General features: G+C 64.7%; 17 protein-coding genes. 9 read left to right on the top strand and 8 right to left on the bottom strand.

Features of this window, described 5'->3' with window-relative positions; genetic code table 11:
• Nucleotides 1-19: 19 nt before the first annotated feature.
• Nucleotides 20-1384, bottom strand: coding sequence for a glucuronate isomerase (gene uxaC / locus HALXA_RS15175; protein ID WP_013881270.1), 1365 nt, complete (start codon nucleotides 1382-1384; stop codon nucleotides 20-22).
• Between the two features lie 93 nt (nucleotides 1385-1477).
• Between uxaC and HALXA_RS15170 the strand changes: the two genes are divergently transcribed.
• Nucleotides 1478-2560, top strand: a complete 1083-nt coding sequence (locus HALXA_RS15170) for an LLM class flavin-dependent oxidoreductase (protein WP_013881269.1) — start codon at nucleotides 1478-1480, stop codon at nucleotides 2558-2560.
• A 25-nt stretch (nucleotides 2561-2585) separates the two neighbouring features.
• On the opposite strand, the gene HALXA_RS15165 is transcribed toward HALXA_RS15170, so the two are convergent.
• On the bottom strand, nucleotides 2586-2828 hold the full coding sequence (locus HALXA_RS15165) for a LapA family protein (RefSeq protein WP_013881268.1): 243 nt from the start codon (nucleotides 2826-2828) through the stop codon (nucleotides 2586-2588).
• A 146-nt stretch (nucleotides 2829-2974) separates the two neighbouring features.
• Here HALXA_RS15165 and HALXA_RS15160 point away from each other — a divergent pair, with 146 nt between their 5' ends.
• Nucleotides 2975-3949 (top strand): endo-1,4-beta-xylanase, encoded by a 975-nt coding sequence (locus HALXA_RS15160; protein WP_013881267.1) that lies wholly within the window; start codon nucleotides 2975-2977, stop codon nucleotides 3947-3949.
• A 12-nt stretch (nucleotides 3950-3961) separates the two neighbouring features.
• Here the strand turns inward: HALXA_RS15160 and HALXA_RS15155 are convergent, their stop codons facing one another.
• Nucleotides 3962-5623 (bottom strand): endo-1,4-beta-xylanase, encoded by a 1662-nt coding sequence (locus HALXA_RS15155; protein WP_013881266.1) that lies wholly within the window; start codon nucleotides 5621-5623, stop codon nucleotides 3962-3964.
• 190 nt (nucleotides 5624-5813) lie between these two features.
• On the opposite strand from HALXA_RS15155, the gene HALXA_RS15150 reads away from it, so the two are divergent.
• Nucleotides 5814-7889 (top strand): alpha-glucuronidase family glycosyl hydrolase, encoded by a 2076-nt coding sequence (locus HALXA_RS15150; protein WP_013881265.1) that lies wholly within the window; start codon nucleotides 5814-5816, stop codon nucleotides 7887-7889.
• A 106-nt stretch (nucleotides 7890-7995) separates the two neighbouring features.
• On the opposite strand, the gene HALXA_RS15145 is transcribed toward HALXA_RS15150, so the two are convergent.
• Entirely contained in the window at nucleotides 7996-8244 is a 249-nt protein-coding gene (locus tag HALXA_RS15145; protein ID WP_013881264.1) for a hypothetical protein, read from the bottom strand.
• Between the two features lie 154 nt (nucleotides 8245-8398).
• Here HALXA_RS15145 and HALXA_RS21730 point away from each other — a divergent pair, with 154 nt between their 5' ends.
• Nucleotides 8399-8626, top strand: a complete 228-nt coding sequence (locus tag HALXA_RS21730; protein ID WP_148263648.1) for a hypothetical protein — start codon at nucleotides 8399-8401, stop codon at nucleotides 8624-8626.
• 149 nt (nucleotides 8627-8775) lie between these two features.
• On the opposite strand, the gene HALXA_RS15140 is transcribed toward HALXA_RS21730, so the two are convergent.
• Both HALXA_RS15140 and HALXA_RS15135 read right to left on the bottom strand, forming a co-directional pair.
• Complete coding sequence (locus tag HALXA_RS15140) at nucleotides 8776-9936, bottom strand: ABC transporter ATP-binding protein (protein WP_013881262.1); 1161 nt, start codon at nucleotides 9934-9936, stop codon at nucleotides 8776-8778.
• Nucleotides 9933-10994, bottom strand: a complete 1062-nt coding sequence (locus HALXA_RS15135; RefSeq protein ID WP_013881261.1) for an ABC transporter ATP-binding protein — start codon at nucleotides 10992-10994, stop codon at nucleotides 9933-9935. The genes HALXA_RS15140 and HALXA_RS15135 overlap by 4 nt, the downstream gene beginning before the upstream one ends.
• A gap of 283 nt (nucleotides 10995-11277) precedes the next feature.
• Between HALXA_RS15135 and gfo6 the strand changes: the two genes are divergently transcribed.
• Nucleotides 11278-12351 (top strand): D-xylose 1-dehydrogenase Gfo6, encoded by a 1074-nt coding sequence (gfo6, locus tag HALXA_RS15130; RefSeq protein WP_013881260.1) that lies wholly within the window; start codon nucleotides 11278-11280, stop codon nucleotides 12349-12351.
• A 159-nt stretch (nucleotides 12352-12510) separates the two neighbouring features.
• Nucleotides 12511-14337 (top strand): ABC transporter substrate-binding protein, encoded by a 1827-nt coding sequence (locus HALXA_RS15125; RefSeq protein WP_013881259.1) that lies wholly within the window; start codon nucleotides 12511-12513, stop codon nucleotides 14335-14337.
• A gap of 399 nt (nucleotides 14338-14736) precedes the next feature.
• Here HALXA_RS15125 and HALXA_RS15120 read toward each other — a convergent pair whose 3' ends face one another.
• Nucleotides 14737-15627, bottom strand: a complete 891-nt coding sequence (locus HALXA_RS15120; protein WP_013881258.1) for a fumarylacetoacetate hydrolase family protein — start codon at nucleotides 15625-15627, stop codon at nucleotides 14737-14739.
• Between the two features lie 174 nt (nucleotides 15628-15801).
• On the opposite strand from HALXA_RS15120, the gene xacF reads away from it, so the two are divergent.
• Both xacF and HALXA_RS15110 read left to right on the top strand, forming a co-directional pair.
• Complete coding sequence (gene xacF, locus HALXA_RS15115; RefSeq protein ID WP_013881257.1) at nucleotides 15802-17250, top strand: 2,5-dioxovalerate dehydrogenase; 1449 nt, start codon at nucleotides 15802-15804, stop codon at nucleotides 17248-17250.
• 178 nt (nucleotides 17251-17428) lie between these two features.
• Nucleotides 17429-18664 (top strand): mandelate racemase/muconate lactonizing enzyme family protein, encoded by a 1236-nt coding sequence (locus HALXA_RS15110; protein ID WP_013881256.1) that lies wholly within the window; start codon nucleotides 17429-17431, stop codon nucleotides 18662-18664.
• Nucleotides 18665-19518: 854 nt separating this feature from the next.
• Here the strand turns inward: HALXA_RS15110 and HALXA_RS15105 are convergent.
• Nucleotides 19519-19884, bottom strand: a complete 366-nt coding sequence (locus HALXA_RS15105) for a hypothetical protein (RefSeq protein WP_013881255.1) — start codon at nucleotides 19882-19884, stop codon at nucleotides 19519-19521.
• Nucleotides 19885-20054: 170 nt separating this feature from the next.
• Between HALXA_RS15105 and HALXA_RS15100 the strand changes: the two genes are divergently transcribed.
• Nucleotides 20055-21500, top strand: coding sequence for an MATE family efflux transporter (locus HALXA_RS15100; RefSeq protein WP_049895327.1), 1446 nt, complete (start codon nucleotides 20055-20057; stop codon nucleotides 21498-21500).
• Nucleotides 21501-21588: the final 88 nt, after the last annotated feature.

Raw genomic sequence — 21588 nt, 5'->3', positions numbered from 1 at the left:
CGGAGCCGCCGCTCCGTCTTCAGAAGCCGTACAGTTCTTTCGGTCGGTCGTACGCGAGCCGCTCGACGAGGTCGTGCGCGACATCCGTCGGCACCTGCCCCCGGTCGACCTGATTGCCGACGACGTTCGCCAACGAGCGGCGGAACATCTCGAAGCGCGAGCCGTACGACAGGAGCTTTCGCGAGTCGCTGACCATGCCGGCGTGCTGGGAGAGCAGTTCGACGGTTCCGACGTACTCGAGTTGCCCTTCGATGCCGAACGGGCTGTCGTTGAACCACCAGGCCGGGCCGACCGTCACGTTCGGGAAGACCCGGGCGATCGTCGCGATCGTCGGGTAGTGGGTCGGGTCGATCGTGTAGCAGACGATGTTCATCTCGTCGTCGAACCGGTTGAGGAAGTGCTCGAGCGGTTTCGCGAGATCGACGTCCTGCGTCGAGATATCGCCGCCGGCGGCGGGGCCGAGCCGCTCGAACAGCGAGTCGCGGTAGTTGCGGACGGGGCCGATATGCAGTTGCGTGACCCATCCCTTCGCGGCGTTCAGTTCGCCGATGTACTCGGTGAGATACGCCTGGAAATCCTCGACCTCGCGCTCTGAGAGCGAGCCACCTGCGATCCCCCGCTGATAGATCTCGCGTGCGCGTTCGTCGCTGACCGGCCGCGAGACGGGCTGTTCGATCCCGAGGTCGCAGGCCCGACAGCCCCGCTCGGCGAAGTAGTCGTGGGACGCCTCGAGCGCCGCGAGGAAGCCGTCGAAGTCGTCGGTGCCGAGCTCGGTCGCGGCCTCGAGTTCGGCGACGAAGTCGGTCCATTCCGGACGCTCGATCTTGACGGCCCGATCCGCGCGCCACGTCGGGACGATGTCGACGCCCTCGACCTCCTCGACCGCGCGCTCGTGGTACTCGAGATCGTCCGTCGGGTCGTCCGTGCTGCCGACGACCTCGACGTTCATCTCGGCGAGCAGTTCCTGCGGGCGCATATCGTCGGCGGCGAGTTGGGTCTTCGTCTCTTCCCAGATTTCGTCGGCCGTCTCGGCGGAGATCGGCTTCTCGATACCGAACCGCCGTTTGAGGTCGAGGTGGACCCACTCGTAGGTCGGATTACCGGCGAACTGCGGAAACACCTCGGCGAGGGCGGTCCACTTCTCCCGGTTGTCGGCGTCCCCGGTGATCAGCTCCTCGTCGACGCCGCAGTTGCGCATCAGCGCCCAGACGTAGTGGTCCGTGGCGGCCTCGACCTCCCAGATGTCGTCCCAGCCGTCGTTCTCGACGATTTCGGCGACGTCGGCGTGCGTGTGGGGGTCGACGATCGGCAGGTCGGCGATCGCGTCGTACAGCTCTCGGGCGGCCGCGGTCTCGAGTAAGTAGTCCTCGTCGAGGAAGCTCATACGCGTCACGTCCCGTCGAATCGACTATAAAACTACGGATACGGGCGGGGGAACCGCCCACCTATTTACCGCGGGTGGACGAATCGCCCGTCCATGAACGGCACCGATCCGAGCGACCTGCAGTTCGGCTGCCAGGTTGTCACGTACGGCGACGTCACCGGCACCGTCGAACAAGCGCAACGCGCCGAGGAAGCGGGCTTCGACGTGCTGACGCTGCCCGACCACCTGTTCCATCCGACCGGCTCAGACGAGTTCCTCGTCGATCCGCCCTGGGAGGCCTTCACCGTGCTCGGCGCGATCGCCCAGCACACCGACCGCGCGACGATCATGCCCGGCGTCACCGACTCGGTGCGGCGCCACCCGACGGAACTGGCCCACAGCACCGTCACCCTCGACCGGATGACCGACGGCCGCGCGGCGCTGGGTATCGGCGCCGGCGAAGCGTTCAACTTCACGCCGATGACCGACATCGAGTGGGACGATCCCTTCTCGCAGTTCGTCGAGGCCGTCAAAGTGATCGACGGCCTCTGGAACTCGCAGGCCGACGATCCGTTCTCCTTCGACGGCGACTTCTACGGCCTCGAGGACGCCCACATGGGACTGAAGCCGGTCCAGGATCCCCGCCCGCCGATCTGGGTCGGCGGCTACGGCCCCAGCATGCGCGGCTTCGCGGGCGCGGTCGCCGACGGCTGGTTCCCGTGGATCCACTCGCCCGACCAGTACGCCGCGGACCTCGAGCGCGTGCTCTCGGCTGCGGAAGACAGGGGCCGCGATCCCGAGGAGATCGACCGCGCGGTGATGGTGCCGACGACGGTGACCGACGACGCCGACGAGGCTCGAGAGATCGCGGTCGAACGCAACCGGACGACGCTCGCGCTCCGCCCCCCGCTGCTTGCCGAGATGGGCTACGAGGAGATCGCCGAGGAGACGCCGATCATGCGGGACATGGCGTTCACCGACGAGCAGGAGGAGCAGTTGCTCTCGGCTGCCGAACGGATCCCGGCGGAAGCGGTCGACGAAGTCACGATCTCGGGCGACCCCGAGCGGGCGATCGAGCGGATCGAGGCTTTCGCAGACGCGGGCGTGGACAATCTGGTTCTCATCCCGGTTGGCGACTTCGACGAGACGCTGCGCCACTACGAGGACGAGATCGTTCCGTACTTCCGCGACCGCTGACCGAGCCGACGCGTCGGCGAGCCACTCAGCGGCGACGCTCTCGCTCTTCGAACGGATCCCGCGTCTGCTCCGCAGCGTCCACGCGATCGAGGTCGCGCATCCGGCGTTTGTACTCCCAGTAGCTGCCGACGCCGAACAGCGCGCCGACGACGACGCCCGTCACGAGTTCTCCGCGCGTCGTGAAGTACACGAGGCCGAGCGCGCCGACCAGCACGGAGAGGCGCATCCCCCACTTTGCGACCGTACGCTGCGTCTCAGTCGTTCCCATGGGACAGGGTTCGAAAACCAGCCATACAACCCTTACGCCTGTGCGCCGACCAAGGGGCTCGAGCGGCGCGGCGCTGGCGCCCACCTGTTGTGCCACCCTGCCGCATTCCACACGTTTTATGTGATTCGTTACCGCTGTTCGAGACGATGGCTACCGAGTCAACGCTTCGGACAGTCGCCGATAGCAACGAGTTCCGGATCGGCGCCGCGCTCGATCCCGACGCGCTTCGCGTCGACCCGAGCTACTGGAAGACCGCTAAAAACGAGTTCAACGCGGTGACGCCCGAGAACGCCCTGAAGATGGGGCCGCTCCGGCCGTCGCGTCACACCTACGACTTCGCGGACGCCGACGCGATCGTCAATTTCGGCGTGGAGCACGACATGTACGTGCGCGGGCACACGCTCGTGTGGCACAACCAGAAGCCCGGCTGGTTCCAGGCCTGGGACTACACCCCCGACCAACTGCGAACCTTCCTGCGCGACCACATCCACACCGTCGCCGGCCGCTACCGGGCGAAGATCGACGCCTGGGACGTCGTCAACGAGGCCGTCGCCGACGACGGCTCGCTGCGCGAGACCGTCTGGTCCGACGCGCTCGGCGAGGACTACCTCGCCGACGCCTTCCGCTGGGCCGACGAGGTCACCGACGCCGACCTCTACTACAACGACTACGGCGCCGACGAGGTAAACCAGAAGTCCGACGCCATCTACGACCTCCTCGAGGACCTGCTCGCGGACGGCGTCCCGATCGACGGCGTCGGCCTCCAACTGCACGCGCTGGGCGACCACCCGGATCCCGAGTCGATCGCCGAGAACATCGAGCGCTTCCGGGACCTCGGTCTGGACGTGCAGATCACCGAAATGGACGTGGCGTTCCACGCCGGCGAGGCGCCGGCCGACGCCGACGAGGTTCAGGCCGACTACTACCGCGAGGTCGTCGAAGCCTGCCGCGACGCGGGCTGTGACACGCTCGTCACGTGGGGCGTCCACGACGGCAGTTCCTGGCTCCGCAGCTTCAAGGACTTCGGCGAGCGCTACACCGGCGATCCGCTGCTGTTCGACGATCGGTACGACGAGAAGCCAGCCTACGATGCGGTGAAAGCGGCGCTCGCGGAGCGGTAGGTCGGGATCCGATTACGACTCTTCCTCATCGCCTCGCAGCAGGGCGTAGCCGGCGAGTCCCGAGAGACCGGCAAGCCCCGTGGCGACGCCGAGACCCGGAACGCTGTCGCCGTCGGCTCCTTCGCTCCCGTCGGCCCCGTCCTCGTCGCCACCGCTCCCGTCGTCATCACCGTCGTCACTCGAGTCGCCGCTGCTCGACCCGCCGTCGATCGCGAGTTCGACGGTCTCGCCGCCGTCGGAAACCGTCGCCGTCGTCGTCGTTTCCGCGCCGTCGTAGCGGACGGTGATCTCGTACTCGCCCTTGAACGCGCGCGTCTCGTAGACGCCGCCGTCGGTCTCGCCCGTCTCGTCGGTCCACCACTCGTCGAAGACCAGCTCCGTGTAGTAGTCGTGGGCCGGCTTGGGGTTCCAGTCCAGATCGAAGAGGACGCCGTCGGGGTCGGAACCGTCGAAGTCCGGCGCCCAGTGCACGCCGTCCCAGTGGCCCCACACGAGGAACGAGTCGGTGTCGGGGTGGCTGAACCACGTCTTCAGGAACGTCCGGAGGTACTCGCCCTGTTCCTCGGGGCTCTCCCAGTTGCCCTGGAACGTGTCGAACTCGGTCGCCCGGAAGCCCGCACCGTACCCCTCGTAGCGCTCGAGGTCGGCGAGGAGTTCGTCGGGTTCCAGCGTCTCATCGTTGGCGAAGTGACACTGGAAACCGATCCCGTCGAGGTCGACCCCGCGCTCGTTGACCAGGTAGTCGATCTGCCGCTCGTACTCGGCCTGGGTGTCGTCGTAGCCGCCCTCGAGCGCGTTGTAGTCGTTGACGGCGATGTCGACGTCGTACTCGTCGGCGACCGCCTCGGCCTTCTCGTACCAGTCGCCGAGGATCTCCGCGGTGGCCGGATCGACGTCCTCGCCCTCGACGGCCTCGATCATCGCCGTCGCGTGGAGGACCTCGTTTTTGACCTCCCACTCCGCGACGTCGTCGCCGTAGTGGGAGATGATCTCCTCGATGTGCTCGTTCGCACGCTCGACGACGTACTCCGGATCGTGATCGGGGTCGGTCGCGCCGCCGGCTTCCCACTCGATTCCCATTGCCTCGACGACGTCGGCCGGAATCGCCCAGGCGTCGACGTTGCCCCACAGGCAGACGTGGCCGCGAACGTTCATACCGCGCTCGACCGCCCAGTCGACGGCGTTGTCGGCGATCTCCTGATTATCCTCCCACTGGTTCCACTTGTGGAGGTTTTCGAGGACGACCGTGTTGAACAACTCGTCGACGGTCTCGCGGTACCGCTGCTGGTCGTCCTCGTCGAACGGCGTGCCGTCGGGCGCCTCGAGAGGGCTTCCCCACTCGGTCCCCTCCGTGAGAAACTCCGCGTGGATCATCGTCCCGAAGTCGTACGCGTGTTCCTGCATCGTCACCTCGACTTCGGCGCCGTCGAGTTCGTTTCCGTCGGCGTCGGTGACCGCCACCTCGAGGTTGGCGGTTCGGTGCTCCTGAATACGTTCCTCGGCCGCGGTCTCCCAGTCGGTATCCTGAGTCGTCTCAGCGGCCGTCCTTGCGGTTCCGGCACCAATTCCGACGGCGCCGGCGGTCCCCAGCGCCCCAAGCGACGCCAGAACCGGCCGGCGCCGGACCGTCTTGCGATCGCAGTATCGGCTGCTCTCTGTGCTATCGTCTCGCATTGTATCACTGCAGTCAAGACAGACAACTATAACGTTTTTTGTTCTAAGAACTGGCGCCTGTTTCGAGGGGAGGAATCCACGTAGTTGCGCGTCGCCGACCCGGCTCCGCTCCGTTCGCGCGTTCCTCGAGCGCCGATATAGCCGACGGACCGTGAACGTTTTTAGGGCAGTGTCACTCATGGGCACACGAATGTTCGATACGACCTACGACGACTGCTGGCTCCGGTACGAGCGCGTCGACGACTCGAAGCTCGCGCCGTACCGCGAGCGGCTCTCCCACGCGTACGTCTCCGAGGGCGCCCCGGAACTGGGCGCCGTTCGCGCCGAACTCAGGCGGGGCCTCGAAGGGATGCTCGGCCGGGAACTGCATCTCTGGCAGCACCCGCCTCGTTCGGTCGACAGCTTCCTCGTGATCGGCCACCCCGAAGAGATGCGGCCGATTCACCAAACGATCGATCCGGACGAGGTCTGGGACCTCCACGAGGACGGGTACGTCATCCGCACGGTCGAGTGGGAGGGCCACGAGTGTACCGTCGTGACGGCCCCGAGCGACCGCGGCCTGGTCTACGGCACCTTCCATCTGCTGCGGCGCGTGGCGCTGGGCGAGCCGATCGACGACCTCGACGTCGTCGAGGAGCCCGCGAACAACTCCCGGATCATCAACCACTGGGACAACCCGTTCCGCCGCTCCGTCGAGCGGGGCTACGCGGGCCAGTCGATCTTCGACTGGGAGCGCCTGCCGGACGTCCGCGAGCGGTACTACGACTATGCGCGCCTGCTGGCATCGGTCGGCATCAACGGCGTCGTCCCGAACAACGTCAACACGGGCATCCCCTCGCGACCGACCGCGAACGACGCCGTCTCCGAACGGGCCGGCTGGCAACTCCTCGAGCGCGACAATCTCGAGAAGTTGGAGGCGCTCGCATCCGTCTTCCGCCGCTACGGCATTCGGATCTACCTCTCGGTCAACTACGCCGCCCCGATCAAACTCGGCGGGCTCGAGACGGCCGACCCGCACGATTCCGAGGTCCGACAGTGGTGGCAGGACAAGGTCGACGAAATCTACGAGATCATTCCGGACTTCGGCGGCTTCCTCGTCAAGGCCGATTCCGAGGGCCAGCCCGGCCCCTACGACTACGACCGGTCACATGCGGAGGGGGCAAACGTCCTCGGCGAGGCGTTCGAGGGCCACGACGGCCGCGTCTGGTGGCGCGCGTTCGTCTACTCCGAGCACGACGACCGCGCCGTCCAGGCCTACGAGGCGTTCGAACACATCGACGGCGAGTTCCACGACAAGGTCACCGTCCAGATCAAGAACGGCCCGATCGACTTCCAGCAGCGCGAACCCGTCTCGACGCTGTTCGGCGCGATGCCCGAGACGAACCTCGGCTGCGAACTCCAGCTCACCGGCGAGTACACCGGCCAGGGCGTCCACGCCACCTCCCACATCCCGATGTGGAAGGAGGTCCTCGAGTTCGACACCTACGCCGACGGCGAGGGCACGCCGGTCAAGGACGTGCTCGCCGAGCGCGACGGTCAGGGCATCGCCGGCGTCGGCATCGTCGGCGAAGATCCCAGTTGGACCGGGAACCACCTTCTGCAGTCGAACCTCTACGGCTTCGCCCGGCTCTGCTGGGACCCCGACCTCGAGAGCGAGACGATCATCGAGGAGTGGGCGCGCCAGACCTTCGGTCGTGATGAGGAGGTCGTCGACACAGTCAGCGAGATCCTGCTCGACTCCTGGCAGGCCTGCATCGACTACCACACCGGCGGCCTCGGCCTGATGCACATGATGTACAACGGCGAGGAGGCCCTCGAGAACCACTACGATCCGGGACCCGAGGAGTGGCCCGAGTACATCGGCGCGACCGCGGACGGCATCGGCGTCGACCGCACCTCCGAGGGAAGCGGCTACGCGGCCCAGTACCGCGATCCGATCACCGAGCGCTACGACGATCCGGAGACCTGTCCCGAGGAACTCCTGCTGTTCTTCCACCACCTCCCCTGGGAGTACGAACTCGAAGACGGCCGAACCGTGATCCAGACGCTGTACGACAACTGCTACGCGGGCGTCGAGGAAGTCCGCGAACTGCGCGCGAAGTGGGAGTCGCTCGAGGGCGTCGTCGACGAGCGCCGGCACCGCCACGTCGCCGAGCGGTTCGACGAACACGTCCTGCAGGCCCGACGGTGGCGCGACCGGCTCTGCGAGTACTTCTACGAGCACTCGGGCGTGCCGGACGAGAAGGGGCGCGTTCCGCAGGCGTAACGCCGGTATCCCTCGGTTTTCGTCTCGAGTCCCTCGAGAATCGCGAGTCGGACCCGTGACGAGTGGTGTGAAACCGGGGAAAAGAGTTGCAGGCGGTTCGACGCCGTTACTCGAGTTTCGAGCGACGGATGCGCCACTGGCGCAGCACTTCGGTGCTGTACGCGATGGTGTAGACGGCGACGTGGCCGATAACGCAGATGATCAGCACGGCCATCGTGTACAGGGCCAGGAATCCGGCCCACGTGTTGGCGCCGAGAACGCTCGCTACCACTGCGAACGTAAACAGGACGCAGGCGATCGGCACGAGCGCCAGCAGGTACGGGTGCTCGAACGTCTCCATGTAAACGTCGATCATGATAGAATGGCTTGATGCCACACCATATCAATCATGCGGTCTGCCATCACGGACGACCGATTCGCCCGCGACCGGCCGCCTCGGACGTGGCTGCAGCGACGCGATCAGCGCTCCCGTACGTTTATCTACGTCGACGCGCTACTCGTTCGCATCGATGTCACGCTCGACCTCTCACGCGCGCCAACCATCCAGTTACAGTCAGCAACTCTGGCTGTGGATGTTCACCCTGTCGGTCGGGTTCCTGCTGTTGCTCGGCTGGTCGTTCCTCTACCTCGAGCCGGGAACGGCGTCGTACGTCATCGGCCAGGTGAGTGCGGCGGTCCTCGCGGTGACGGCCGTCGGGACGGGAATCGCACTGTACTCCGACTGGGAACCGTTCTAACGGTCGGCGGCCGATTTCGCACCGACGCGACGGTAGCAGTACGGGAACTCGAGCGGAGAACGTGAGTTGCAGGTCGTCGGTCGCGGGTCGGACGCAGTTACGAAGTGCAAGTCAATCTCGACGTCGTCGTAGAATACACTGAAACGAGTTCAGTCGGCCGCCGAGGAATCGTCGATCGTCGACGACTCCTCGAACGCGTCCTCGTCGACGAGGTCCTCGCTCTCCCAGTACTCGTGGTCGTCCACCTCGCGGAAGCACTTCGTCTTGTGGGGCTCGTCGCTGTCGCTCTCGTAGAACTCCGGCGACTGCTCGCGGCAGGCCTCCCGGGCCTTCGGACAGCGGGTGTGGAACCGACAGCCCGACGGCGGGTTCGTCGCGTCCGGGATGTCGATCTTCCGGACCGGCGGCGACTCGCGCATCGCCTGTTCGGCCTGTTCGGGATCGAGCTCCGGCGTCGCCCACTGGAGCACCTTGGTGTAGGGGTGTTTGGGGTTCTGGATGATCTCCTCGGCCGTCCCCAGTTCGACCAGTTCCCCGAGGTACATCACGCCGATCTTTCCGCCGGACTTGCCGGCGAGGTAGCGGGCGTTCGCCAGGTCGTGGCTGATGAACACGAACGAGGTGTCGAAGATCTCCTGCATCTCGAGGAACAGATCCATCACGCCGATGCGCAGGGAGACGTCCAGCGCCGAGACCGCCTCGTCGGCGAGGATGACCTCGGGCTCGACGAGCAGCGCGCGGATCAGGGCGACGCGTTGCTGTTCCCCGCCCGAGAGCTGGTGGACGTACCGCTCGGCGTAGTCCTCCGGCGGGCTGATCCCGGTCCGCTCGAGCAGCTTGAGGATCCGGCCGCGGCGCTCGGCGTAGTTGAGTTCGGGGTGCCAGCGCTTCAGCGGGACCTCGAGGTTCTCGAGGACCGAGCGGTAGGGATTCAGCGCGGAGCCGGGGTCCTGGTGGATAATCTGCAGCGAGCGGCGGATCTCCTCGAAGGTGATCTCGTCGTCCTCGCCCTCGCGGACGTCCCAGATGTCGTGGCCGCGGTACTCGACCGAGCCGCTGGTGGGGCGGGTCAGGCCGACCATCGTCTTGCCGAGGGTGGTCTTGCCGCTGCCGCTCTCGCCGACCAGCGCGAGGACGTCGTTCTCGCCGAGGTCAAGGCTGATGTCGTCGACGGCGTGGACGGTCGGGTCCTCCTCCAGCCCGAGCCGGTCGCTGAGCCACGACGGCGTCACGGAGTTCAGCATCGACGAGTCCTCGAAGTGAACGTCGAGATCGCGAACCGAGATGACGGGGTCGTCGGCGTCGCTCATTCGTCGTCACCTCCGAACGCGAGGGGGACGGCTTCGTCGGCGCGTTCCCAGTAGTGACAGCGGACCTCGTGCTCGTCGTTGACCGTGATAAACTCCGGATCGTCGACCTCGCAGCGCTCGTCGCCGAGCGGACACCGCGGGTGGTACGAACAGCCCTGCGGGTGGCTCACCGGGTCCGGGCTCTCGCCCTCGATCGGCCGCATCTCGTCGAGCGAGATGTCGAGGTTCGGCGTCGACTTGAGCAGCGCCCGCGTGTAGGGATGGACCGAGTTCCCGAGGATCTCGTTCGCCTCGCCGACCTCGACGAACTCGAACGCGTAGAGCACCGCCAGCCGGTCGGCGAACCCGGAGACGATCGGCAGGTCGTGGCTGATGAACACGAGCGTGACGTTGTACTTGTCCTTGATGTCGTACAGCAGGTTCAGGATCGACCGCTGCATCAGCAGGTCGAGCGCGGCCGTCGGCTCGTCCATGACGAGCACCTCCGGCTCGAGAATGAGGCTCAGCGCGATCAGGGCGCGCTGTTTCTGTCCGCCGCTGAGCTCGTGGGGGTAGGAGGACATCATCCGGTCGGGCTCGAGGTGGAGATCGGAGAACAGTTCCCGCGCCCGCTCGAGTCCTTCTTCCTTGTCCCAGTTGTGGGCGTCGAGCGTCTCCTCGAAGTGCTCGCCGATGCTCATCGTCGGGTTGAACGCGCTCATCGCGCCCTGGAACACCATCGAGATCTTCTCCCAGCGCAGTTCGCGCAGCTCCCACGGCTCGAGGTTGAGCACGTCGATCGGTTCGCCGTCTTTCGGATAGAACGTGATTTCGCCGGTCAGGATTCCCGGATCGACGACGGCGTCGAGCAGCGCGTCGGCGAACATCGACTTCCCGCTGCCGGACTCGCCGACCACCCCGAGGGTTTCCCCGCGGTGGATGTCCATGCTGACGTCGTTGAGCACGTTCGACGTCCCCTTGTCCATCTCGAACCGAACGTTTGCATTTCGAACCGTGATGACGGGATCCGCCGCGGTTCGATCGTTCACCTCCGCCGTATCGAGCGTATTACTTGACATGTTCACTCACCCTGTCGGACGACGTGTGCGGTCGGTTGGCACACACGGTGTTGAGAGACCACAGACCGGTGGCACGTGACATTCGATATCACGTTCGGGCTTTCGTCATATATATCATTCCATCATGTGAGACCCCGAGTTTTGGGGCGGATAGCCTCCGGCTATCCGTTCGTTCCCCGGCGTCGGTGGCAACGACCCGTAACGAACTGTCATCGGCTGCCGGTCAGCACAGCGCGCACGTAACCGCCGCGATTTATTACGGGGTATCCGCAATCAACTGTACATGGGGTTAGACGACGTACGCGACTACCTAGAGTCATTTACACATCGGGATTGGCAAGCGTCGGCGGACGACGACGGCGTCGTCCGGTTCGCGCTGGTCGGACTCGGCTGGTGGACCAAAGAGCGGGCGATGCCCGCGATCGAGAACTCGACGTTCTGCGAGACGACCGTCGTCGTCAGCAGATCGGCGGAGAAGGCACAGCGGGTCGCCGCCGAGCACGACGCAGTGGAAGCGGGTCTGTCGTCCGAGGAGTTCCACGACGGCGCTGCCGCCGACGCCTACGACGCCGTCTACGTCTGCACGCCGAACGCTCGCCACCTCGAGTTCGTCGAGAGCGCGGCCGCCCGCGGCAAGGCGGTCCTCTGCGAGAAGCCGATGGAAGCGACCCTCGAGCGCGCGGAGCGACTCGCGGACGCGGCCGCGGACGTGCCGGCGATGATCGCCTACCGGATGCACACGGAGCCGGCCGTCAGGCGCGCCCGCGAACTCGTTCGAGAGGGTGCGATCGGCGACCCCGTCCACGTGCACGGAAACATGTCCCAGTCGATCACCGGCTGGGGGCCCGATCAGTGGCGGCTGGATCCCGACCTGGCCGGCCCCGGGACGAGCGTGACCGACCTCGGCATCTACCCGCTGAACACGACGCGGTTCGTCCTCGAGAGCGACCCCGTCGCCGTCCAGTCGATGATGGACTCGAGCCACGAGTACTTCGAGGACGTGCCCGACGAGGTCGCGGCGTTCAACGTGACCTTCGAGGACGGAACGCTCGCGAGTTGTACGGCCAGCCAGCACTCGCAGCTCGATAGCTTCCTGAAGATCGTCGGCAGCGACGGACGGCTGTGCATCGAGCCCGCGTTCCACTCGGAGAGCAGCCTTCGAGCGACGGTCGGCGAGACGACGATCGATATCGAGACGCCGCAGGTCGACCAGATGGAAGAGGAGTTCGACTACTTCGCCGATTGCGTGCTCGACGATCGATCGCCGCACGCGACGCCCGAGCACGGCCTCGTGGATATGCAGGCAATCGAGGCGATCTACGACGCCGCCGAGGGGAACGAGACCCGCACGCTCTGACGGAAAAGATATATAATGGTAAATCCGAATAGTGAAGCATCGTTGCGTCGGACCGATTGAATCGATACCGAACGGACTCGAACGATGCGGTAACGCACCCCCATTGTGTGTGAGACACTCCCGAAACGTTTATAATGTATAATATTACATATTAGGCCGATGCCAGCAGACCATCAGAGCAAGGAGTATCTGTCCCGACGGAAGATGTTGGCCCTGACCGGTGCAACCGGAGCGGCGACGCTCGCGGGTTGTTCCGGCGGCGGCAACGGGGAGGATCCGGACAACGTCACCGGCAACAACCTAGAGGAGATCGAGGCGGACGTCCCGGAGAACTACGAAGACGAGATGAACGAGGTGCTTCCCGCGAGTAACGCCAATCCGTACAACGGGGAGTATATCTTCAACGAGTACCACCAGCTCTGGAACTCGGGCGACATCCAGGAGTCCTGTTTCGAGTACCTTGCCATCTACAACACGGACATGGGCGAGTACGTTCCGCGGGTCGCCGAGGACTGGACCGTCGGCGAGGACAACCTCGTGGAGGTCCAGCTCAGCGAGGACTACGGCTGGCACGACGGCAGCGACATCACGGCCGAGGACTTCGCCGCGCGGATCCGGATGGACTGCTACATGCAGATGGGGCTCGAGCAGTACATCGACCCCGACGAGGGCGTCCGCGCCGTCGACGACTACACGCTGGAGATCGAACCCCGCGACGACTACGCGAACCTCGAGCAGGGGCTCTGGGAGGCCCAGTGGGCCGAGACGCTGCTGTCGGTCTCCGCGGAGCAGTACGGTGACTTCCTCGAGCAGTTCGAGGAGGCGAGTTCCGAGGAGGAGCAGCAGACGGTTCAGGAAGAGGTGATCGGCTTCGAGCCGGAGTGGAACCAGGTCAAGTTCTCGGGGCCGCTCTTCTACGCCGAGGCGAACGAACAGTACGGGGACCGGGTGCCGAACCAGAACCACCCGATCGCGAAGGACTGGGACTTCTACCAGCGCTGCGGATACTACACGGGCGAAGCGGGCATGCAGTCGGGCGACGCCGACTGGATCCACAACGACCCGACCCTCGAGGGCCTCCCGGACAAGTACGACAGTCCGCCGGTCTCCTACTCGGGGCAGTCGCTCGCGATCATCTTCGGCGCCGAGGACGAGTATATCCGGGACAACCCCGAAGTTCGCAAAGCGATCGCGTACGCCGTCGACATGGAGAACGTCACCGAAGTGACGGCGCCGGGGACGCCGGTCGACGAGTACTCCGGCGGCATCGACTCCGGCTACATCGAGAATTTCGTCTCGGAGGACGTGCTCGACGCGATGCCCAACTACGCGCCGCAGGACACCGACCGAGCGGCCGAACTGCTCGAGGAGGTCGGCTTCTCGCGCAACGGCGACGACATGTGGGAGACGCCCGACGGCGACACCTGGACGCTGAACTTCCCGGTCGGGGACTGGTTCGAGGACCACTCGGAGATGGTGTACAACAACCTCGCCGAGTTCGGGATCGACGTCGACTGGTACGTCGAGGAGATGCCAACCTGGCAGTCCGATACCCAGAACGACCTCGCCTACGACCTGACCATCCACCTCAACTACGGGATGGCCCGCGAGTACCACGCGCACTCGGACCTGTACGAGGAAATGTACAGCACCACCCGCGGGATTTACGAGACCGACCGGGACCTCTTCGGCGAAGAGGTCGAGGTGCCGGAGGTCGGCAACCCTGAGGGCGACACGGTCACGATCAACATCCCCGAGGAGCTCGATGCGCTCTCGACGGCCGACAGCGACGAGGAGGTCCAGGAGCACGCGAGCAACCTCGCCTGGGCGCACAACCAACTCCTCCCCGGCGCGATGGTCTTCCCGTGGAGCGAACACTACTGGGTCAACGCCGACGAGTGGAACTTCGACCTCGAGACCAACGACTGGCTGACCTCGAACCGCATCACGCACTACCTGCTCCAGAACGGCCTCTCGCCGGAGTAAGACGACGAACGCGACCGACGCGCGAATAGCGACGCGAACGATCACTAGATCCATTCCGATTTTTCGGCCCCGAGTATCGTTGCAGCATTCCGTCCGTCCCAGCCCTTTTGCAATAATTGCTGGTACCACTCAGTTGATTATCCTCCGCCTCCTCGAACCGATCGGGTCGTCTCGGTCGTCAACCACGAGAGTCTTGCCCCTAGCCAGACCACGTCGCCGGTGTCATTCTGGGTAGACTATCCCGACGACCCGTTTCCGGTTGCACTACTGCACTGTTCTATCGCCGTTAGAAGCAGCTGCAGAACTGAAGGTGGCAATTCTCGAGAAATACAGTCACTGACGCGCTACGAGCAGCAGCGACTTCTCAAAACGAAGCTAGTCAGGCTGAAAGCCGGTGAGTTATACTTCGACGACGGTGTTCGAGAGCGTGCCGATATCCTCGACGCCGATTTCGATCAGATCGCCCTCCCGAAGCGTAAAATCGTCGTCGGGAACGAGCGAGGTGCCGGTCAGCAGCACCGAAACCTCGGGAACGGCGTTGTGGCTGGTGTAACAGTCGACGAGTTCCTCGACCGAGCGCACCATCTTCCCCGTGTTCGTCGAGTCGTCGTAGAGCACCTCGCCGTCCCGGCTGATCGTCATCCACATCTCGAGATCGTGGGGATCGTCCACCGAATCAGCGGAACGAACGCAGGGGCCGATCGAACAGCAGCGATCGTAGACCTTCGCCTGCGGGAGGTAGAGCGGATTCCGACCTTCGATCGAACGGCTGCTCATATCGTTGCCGATCGTGTAGCCGACGATCTCTCCGTCCGACAGCACGACGCCCAGTTCCGGCTCGGGCACGTCCCATTCGGAGTCCGCGCGGATGCCGACCCGCTCGTCGGGACCGACCGTTCGACTCGGCGTCGCCTTGAAGAACACTTCCGGCCGTTCGCTGTCGTAGACGTCGATATACATGTCCTCCATCGAACTCTCAGCCTTTCGGGCCTCCTCGCTGATGCGGTAGGTGACACCCGCGGCCCACACTTCGCCCGACGAGATCGGTGCCGACACCGCGCCGTCGTCCCCGTCGCCGTCGGCATCCAGTACGTCGGGTGAGAGCACGGCCGCGCCGTCGAGTAGCCGCTCCGCGACGCGGTCGAGCGAACTATCGGCAATCGTCGCAGCAGTGAAGAGATCCTCGAGCGTTCGGAGTTGCGGTTTCGCCGCAGTCAGATCGTACAATCCGTCCGTGGTTTGCACTGCAAGGCGAGGAGTCCCCTCCTCGCGCAGCTGGTAATAACGCATGTCGGTACTACCAATTCGCTCGTCCGTATTAGCTCTGGTGTTCATTTCGAGTCGGACGCGTCGGTCACGAACTCGAGTCGACGGCCGAACGGTCGGTCGTTGTGCCAGACTGTACCATACGAAATTCCCGCAGGGATCATAAGAACCGTATAGGATGACCGCGAAGGAACACGTGTGACCGAACGCTACCAAAACTACGTCGACGGAAGTTGGACGGACTCCGAGACAGGCGAGACGTTCGAAACGGAGGATCCGGCCGCGCCCGCGGAAGCGGTCGCCGAGTACCAGCAGTCAGGCGCCGAGGACGCCAACGCGGCCGTAGAGGCCGCCGCGGCCGCCGAGGACGAGTGGGCGACCACGCCCGCTCCCGAGCGCGGTGCGATCCTGCGCGAGGCCGGCTCGATTCTGGCCGACCGCAAGGAAGAACTGACGGAACTGCTCACGCGCGAAGAGGGCAAGACCCACGCCGAAGCCGGCGGCGAGGTCCAGCGCGCGATCGACATTTTCTACTACTACGCCGAGAAGACCCGCGACCTCGGCGGCGACGTCAAGAGCGCCAGCGGCCCGCGCACCAACCTCTACACGGTCGACGAGCCCGTCGGTGTCGCTGCGCTCATCACCCCGTGGAACTACCCCATCGCCATTCCGGCCTGGAAGATCGCACCCGCGCTCGCGACCGGTAACACGATCGTTCTCAACCCGGCATCGGTCGCTCCCGGCGTCGCGCTCGAGATCTTCAAGGCGCTCGACGAGGCCGGCATCCCCGACGGCGCCGCCAACGTCGTCACCGGCCCCGGCAGCACGGTCGGCGACGCGATCATGACCCACGACGAGGTCGACGCCGTCTCCTTCACCGGCTCGAGCGAGGTCGGCGAGATGGTCTACGACAAGGCGACCGACGACGGCAAGCGCGTCCAGACCGAACTCGGCGGCAAGAACCCGACCGTCGTCACCGACAGCGCCGACGTCGACGAGGCCGCCGAAATCGTCGCCAACGGCGCCTTCGGCGTCACCGGCCAGGCCTGTACCGCCTGTTCCCGCGCGATCGTCCACACGGACGTCTACGACGAGTTCGTCGACGCCGTCGTCGAGCAGGCCGAATCCATCGAGATCGGCCCCGGCGACGAGTACGACATGGGTCCGCAGGTCACCGAGAGCGAACTCGAGGGCACGCTCGACTACATCGAAATCGCCGAGAACGAAGGCGCCACCCTCGCGACGGGCGGCGGCCAGCCCGAAGGCGACCGCTTCGGCGACGGCTACTACGTCGAGCCGACCGTCTTCACCGACGTCGACAACGACTACCGCATCGCCCAGGAAGAGGTCTTCGGCCCGGTCCTCGCAGTGATCGAAGTCGAGGACTTCGAGGACGGCCTCGAAACGGCCAACGACGTCCAGTACGGCCTCTCGGCCAGTATCGTCACCGACGACCACACCGAGGCCGAGCGCTTCGTCCGCGAAGTCGAAGCCGGCGTCGCGAAGGTCAACGACAAGACCACCGGCCTCGAACTGCACGTCCCCTTCGGCGGGTTCAAGCGCTCCTCGAGCGAGACCTGGCGCGAGCAGGGCGACGCGGGGATCGACTTCTACACCATCGAAAAGACCGTCTACGACGGCTTCTAACGCCGGGAGCCGCGTAGTCGGTCTCGAGTCGTCGCTCATTTGTTTTTGGTGCAGCCCCGTTCTGTAGGAGTGAACTTCGGGCACGCCTCGAGCGGCGGGTACAGCTGTCGGCGCGTCGCCACGTGTGACAGCGCAACATGCCAAACATGATATACCCCGACGCATATGCATTGATCGTATGCCGAACTATCGGACATTGCGAGATCCGAACGCAGAGTACACGATGCGGGACCTGTCCTCGGAGACGATGGGTCTCGAGGCCGACCGCGGACCGCGCGACGTCGAGATTACTGACGTCCAGACGACGATGGTCGACGGGAACTACCCGTGGATCCTCGTGCGCGTCTACACCGACGCCGGAATCGTCGGCAACGGCGAGTGTTACTGGGGCGGCGGCGACGACGCGATCATCCAGCGGATGGCACCCTTCATCATCGGCGAAAACCCGCTGGACATCGATCGCCTGTACGAGCACATGATCCAGAAGATGTCCGGCGAGGGCTCGATCTCGGGCAAGACGATCTCCGCGATCTCGGGCATCGAGATCGCCCTCCACGACATCGCCGGCAAGATCCTCGACGTCCCCGCCTACCAGCTCGTCGGCGGGAAGTACCGCGACGACGTTCGCATTTACTGCGACCTGCACACCGAGGACGAGGCCAACCCGACCGCCTGCGCCGACGAGGGCGAACGCGTCGTCGAGGAACTCGGCTACGACGCCATCAAGTTCGACCTCGACGTCCCCTCGGGTCACGAGGTCGACCGCGCGAACCGCCACCTGCGCGACCCCGAAATCGACCACAAGGTCCAGATCGTCAAGGAAGTCACCGAGCGCGTCGGCGACCGCGCCGACGTCGCCTTCGACTGCCACTGGGCGTTCACCGCCGGCTCGGCCCACAGACTGGCCGACGAACTCGAGGAGTACGACGTCTGGTGGCTCGAGGACCCTGTCCCGCCGGAGAACCACGACGTCCAGCGGGAGGTCACTCAGCACACGACGACGCCGATCGCAACCGGCGAGAACGTCTACCGAACCCACGGGCAGCGCCGTCTGCTCGAGGAGCAAGCCGTCGACATCATCGCGCCGGACCTGCCCCGCGTCGGCGGCATCCGCGAGACCGTGAAAATTGCGAACCTCGCCGATCTCTACTACATCCCGGTCGCGATGCACAACGTCTCGTCGCCGATCGGCACCATGGCCTCCGCGCAGGCCGCCGCTGCGATCCCCAACTCGCTGGCCCTCGAGTATCACAGCTACCAGCTGGGCTGGTGGGAAGATCTCGTCGAGGAGGACAACCTCATCGAAGACGGCCGCATGGAAGTGCCCGAAAAGCCCGGCCTCGGCCTGACGCTCGACTTCGACGCCGTCGAGGAGCACATGGTCGAGGGCGAGACGCTGTTCGACGAAGCGTAGCTTCATCGAGTTCGCGAATCACCGATTCGCGGTATTCGACGAGGTGTAAGCCGACGTCGAACCCACGGAGCATCGCTCCGTTCGTTTCGGCGCCTCGAATTGAATCGTCGTCGCTCATTTCAGTTTTCCGCCGGTGGAACGCGGTTTCCACCCTCGTTTTACTCTCGTTTGACTCTGAGATCCCTGATCGTTGCGCCAGCTACGAATCGGAGTCGTCAGCTATCTTGCCGTCGTTCTGGATCGATAGTGGACTGAGAGGATACACACAATAGATATTATTTTCTGAGAAAGCAATTCTGTTATACAGAACGTATCGTCAATTGTATCCAAGCACGGACGAGATCATCGAGTTCACCGTCAAACGGGAGAGATACCCGGCAAACAGGGGCTATCGACCGGTAGTTCGCTAGTGGATGAATCGAAATCAGGACGGTGTGATAGCGAGACAGGATGCTATCTGCCGAACGAATAGCGACGATCTGGGGGACAGTATATTACACAAGTACTTCTGTAATCCAATTCTAAACAGTGGTTTGATTCGATATTGGATTACGATTGTACTCATGTAATCTAATAGCTGATAAGCGCCATCTATGGGATCAACCATCACATTGCTAGCGTTTCTTTCTCTATTACAGAATTCTGTTTGGAGATAGGTTCAACGAACGGTGCCACGTTCCACGCCACAAAATCGGAACGATAACACAGTACTCGAGCAGAAACGTGAGACGGAAAATATGGTTAGTGCATTGTACCCAGCGGATATCGGCTTTTAAGCGACATCGAACTGGGCCGAAGCCGACACTCTCCACAGGGATGGACGCGGGATAGGGCTCAGCGCCGCAACCGCGGCATTACGCTTCCATGTGTCCCTTCGAATCCCAGATCGAGGTCACCATATCGGCGAACACCTCGGTTCGAATCGGGTAGCCGCTGTCGCCCGTCTGCTCGAGCGGGCTGTTGCCGACGTTCGTGGTGAAATCCTCGGTGTAGGCCCAGTCGAGCACCGAATCGCGGACGTCGATCGTGATCGTGTTGTCGTCGTCGGTCGGCAACCAGGCGGCTGCGCTCTGTCGATCGTCGTACTCGAGGGTGTACGTCTCGCCACCGATCAGTTCGACGACGGCGTCCATCGGGCCGATCTCGATCCGCGCGTCGTCGTCCTCGAGGTAGAGGGTTCCGTTCTCGAGCGCCGCCTCGTATCGCGTTCGATCTGTCATTGTGTGCCCGTATGGCATGGGGACGGATATATCACCACGGTTTCCGCCGGTCGTTTTTGACGCGGCAGTATCGACGGGGACGTCCACGTGTCGGTCGCGGACGAAACGGAAGTCCTTGCCGGCTCACGATCACCTATGATCGACCGATCGAAACGGGGTGCGTGACTTTCGTGCTACGGGACTCGAATCCGGTGCGGCTGACGATACTCGCGATCGGGCTCGCGCTCGCGCGGATCGGCGTGATCGACCGCGAGCGCGCCGTCGAAACGACGGATCTCGCGTGGCCCCGCGTCGTCACGGGGCTCGCGCGGATGTCGAAAGGCGCCGTCGACGTGGCGATGGTCGGCGTCGCCGTCGGCACGGCCGCGGTCGCCGGCGTCGGCGTCGCGGGTCCGTACTGGGGGCTCGCCTTCGCGCTCGGCGGCGGCGTCGCCGGCGGGACGATCGCGCTCGTCTCCCAGCGGTTCGGCGCCGAGGCCCACGACGAACTGGCGCTGGCCGTCCGCTCGAGCACGCTGCTGGTCGTCGCGATCAGCGTTCCCGTGAGTGTCGTCTTCTGGCTGTTCCCGTACGAACTCGTAACGCCGATCGCGAGCTCCGAGCGGGCGATCGAGTACGGCGCGACGTACCTGCGGGTCGTCGGACTGGGCATTCCGTTCGCGGGCCTGAACCTCGTCGGGAGCCGGACGCTCGTCGGCGCCGACGACGCCTACACGGCGATGCAGGTCCGCGCCGGCGGCGCGGTCGCGAACATCGCGTTGAACGCCGTCTTCATCTTCGGCCTCGAGTGGGGCGTCGCCGGCGCCGCGCTGGGAACGGTTCTCTCGAACGTCGCCGTTACCGCGGTGTTCGCGGTCGGAATCGCTCGCGGCCGGGCGCCCGGGATCGGCGAGTTTCCGGTCCAAATCGATCCGTTCGGCCGGTACTACGACGTCGGGACCCTGACCGACCTCGTGAGCATCGGGACGCCGATCGGCGCGCGGAACCTCGTCTGGACCGTCGCGGAGTTTCCGATGCTCACCGTCCTCGCCATCTTCGGGGAGCCGACTCTGGCCGCGTTCGTCATCGCTCGGCGCATTTGGGGCATCATGAACACGCCCGGATGGGGATTCGGCCTCGCCGCCTCGAGTCTGGTCGGCCAGTCGCTGGGGAAGAACGACGAGCGGGGTGCGGAGGCGTACGGCCGGGACATCGTTCGGTTTTCACTGGCGACGTACGTCCTCTTCGCGGTCCTGATCGCGCTGTTCGCGGACCGCATCGTCGTCCTGTTCGCCGAGGATCCGACGAGCCCGGAGATTCCGATCGCCGTCAACCTCGTGTACGCGGCCTGCGTCGCGGTGCTCTTCCAGGGCGTCGGCGGCGCCGCCGCGGGGCCGCTCGACGCCAGCGGCGATACGCGGATTCCCTTCCTCAGCCAGGCCCTGGGCGTCTTCTTCGGGGCGATCCCGCTCGCGTACCTCGGCGCGACGACGAGCCTGGGGTACTGGGGACTCTACCTCGCATTCCTCGCGGAGGCGTCGGTTCCCGCCGCGATCAACTACTGGCGGTTCCGCACCAACAAGTGGAAGGCCATCAGCGAGGGGTACCGTCCCGATTCGGCGACCCCCTCAGATTGAGAAACCGCTATCGGACTTCAGCTATATTCCAGCCGTAGTCAGAGAGCTTGTGAGAAGCGCTGCCCGCGCCCGCACAGTTGTGACGCAA

Origin of the sequence: Halopiger xanaduensis SH-6 (assembly GCF_000217715.1) — an archaeon.
GTDB classification, from domain to species: domain Archaea; phylum Halobacteriota; class Halobacteria; order Halobacteriales; family Natrialbaceae; genus Halopiger; species Halopiger xanaduensis.
The sequence above is the reverse complement of the archived record's forward strand: the minus strand, read 5'-3'. Positions and strand labels throughout refer to the sequence as shown.

Bases quoted from the DNA above. Each gene is read 5' to 3' on its own strand.
- HALXA_RS15165 (WP_013881268.1), bottom strand. From the start codon at position 2,828: ATGGGAACGACTGAGACGCAGCGTACGGTCGCAAAGTGGGGGATGCGC.
- HALXA_RS15155 (WP_013881266.1), bottom strand. From the start codon at position 5,623: ATGCGAGACGATAGCACAGAGAGCAGCCGATACTGCGATCGCAAGACG.
- HALXA_RS15140 (WP_013881262.1), bottom strand. From the start codon at position 9,936: ATGAGCGACGCCGACGACCCCGTCATCTCGGTTCGCGATCTCGACGTT.
- HALXA_RS15150 (WP_013881265.1), top strand. From the start codon at position 5,814: ATGTTCGATACGACCTACGACGACTGCTGGCTCCGGTACGAGCGCGTC.
- HALXA_RS15105 (WP_013881255.1), bottom strand. From the start codon at position 19,884: ATGACAGATCGAACGCGATACGAGGCGGCGCTCGAGAACGGAACCCTC.
- HALXA_RS15160 (WP_013881267.1), top strand. From the start codon at position 2,975: ATGGCTACCGAGTCAACGCTTCGGACAGTCGCCGATAGCAACGAGTTC.
- HALXA_RS15125 (WP_013881259.1), top strand. From the start codon at position 12,511: ATGCCAGCAGACCATCAGAGCAAGGAGTATCTGTCCCGACGGAAGATG.
- HALXA_RS21730 (WP_148263648.1), top strand. From the start codon at position 8,399: ATGTCACGCTCGACCTCTCACGCGCGCCAACCATCCAGTTACAGTCAG.
- HALXA_RS15135 (WP_013881261.1), bottom strand. From the start codon at position 10,994: ATGTCAAGTAATACGCTCGATACGGCGGAGGTGAACGATCGAACCGCG.
- gfo6 (WP_013881260.1), top strand. From the start codon at position 11,278: ATGGGGTTAGACGACGTACGCGACTACCTAGAGTCATTTACACATCGG.
- HALXA_RS15145 (WP_013881264.1), bottom strand. From the start codon at position 8,244: ATGATCGACGTTTACATGGAGACGTTCGAGCACCCGTACCTGCTGGCG.
- HALXA_RS15120 (WP_013881258.1), bottom strand. From the start codon at position 15,627: ATGCGTTATTACCAGCTGCGCGAGGAGGGGACTCCTCGCCTTGCAGTG.
- HALXA_RS15110 (WP_013881256.1), top strand. From the start codon at position 17,429: ATGCCGAACTATCGGACATTGCGAGATCCGAACGCAGAGTACACGATG.
- uxaC (WP_013881270.1), bottom strand. From the start codon at position 1,384: ATGAGCTTCCTCGACGAGGACTACTTACTCGAGACCGCGGCCGCCCGA.
- HALXA_RS15170 (WP_013881269.1), top strand. From the start codon at position 1,478: ATGAACGGCACCGATCCGAGCGACCTGCAGTTCGGCTGCCAGGTTGTC.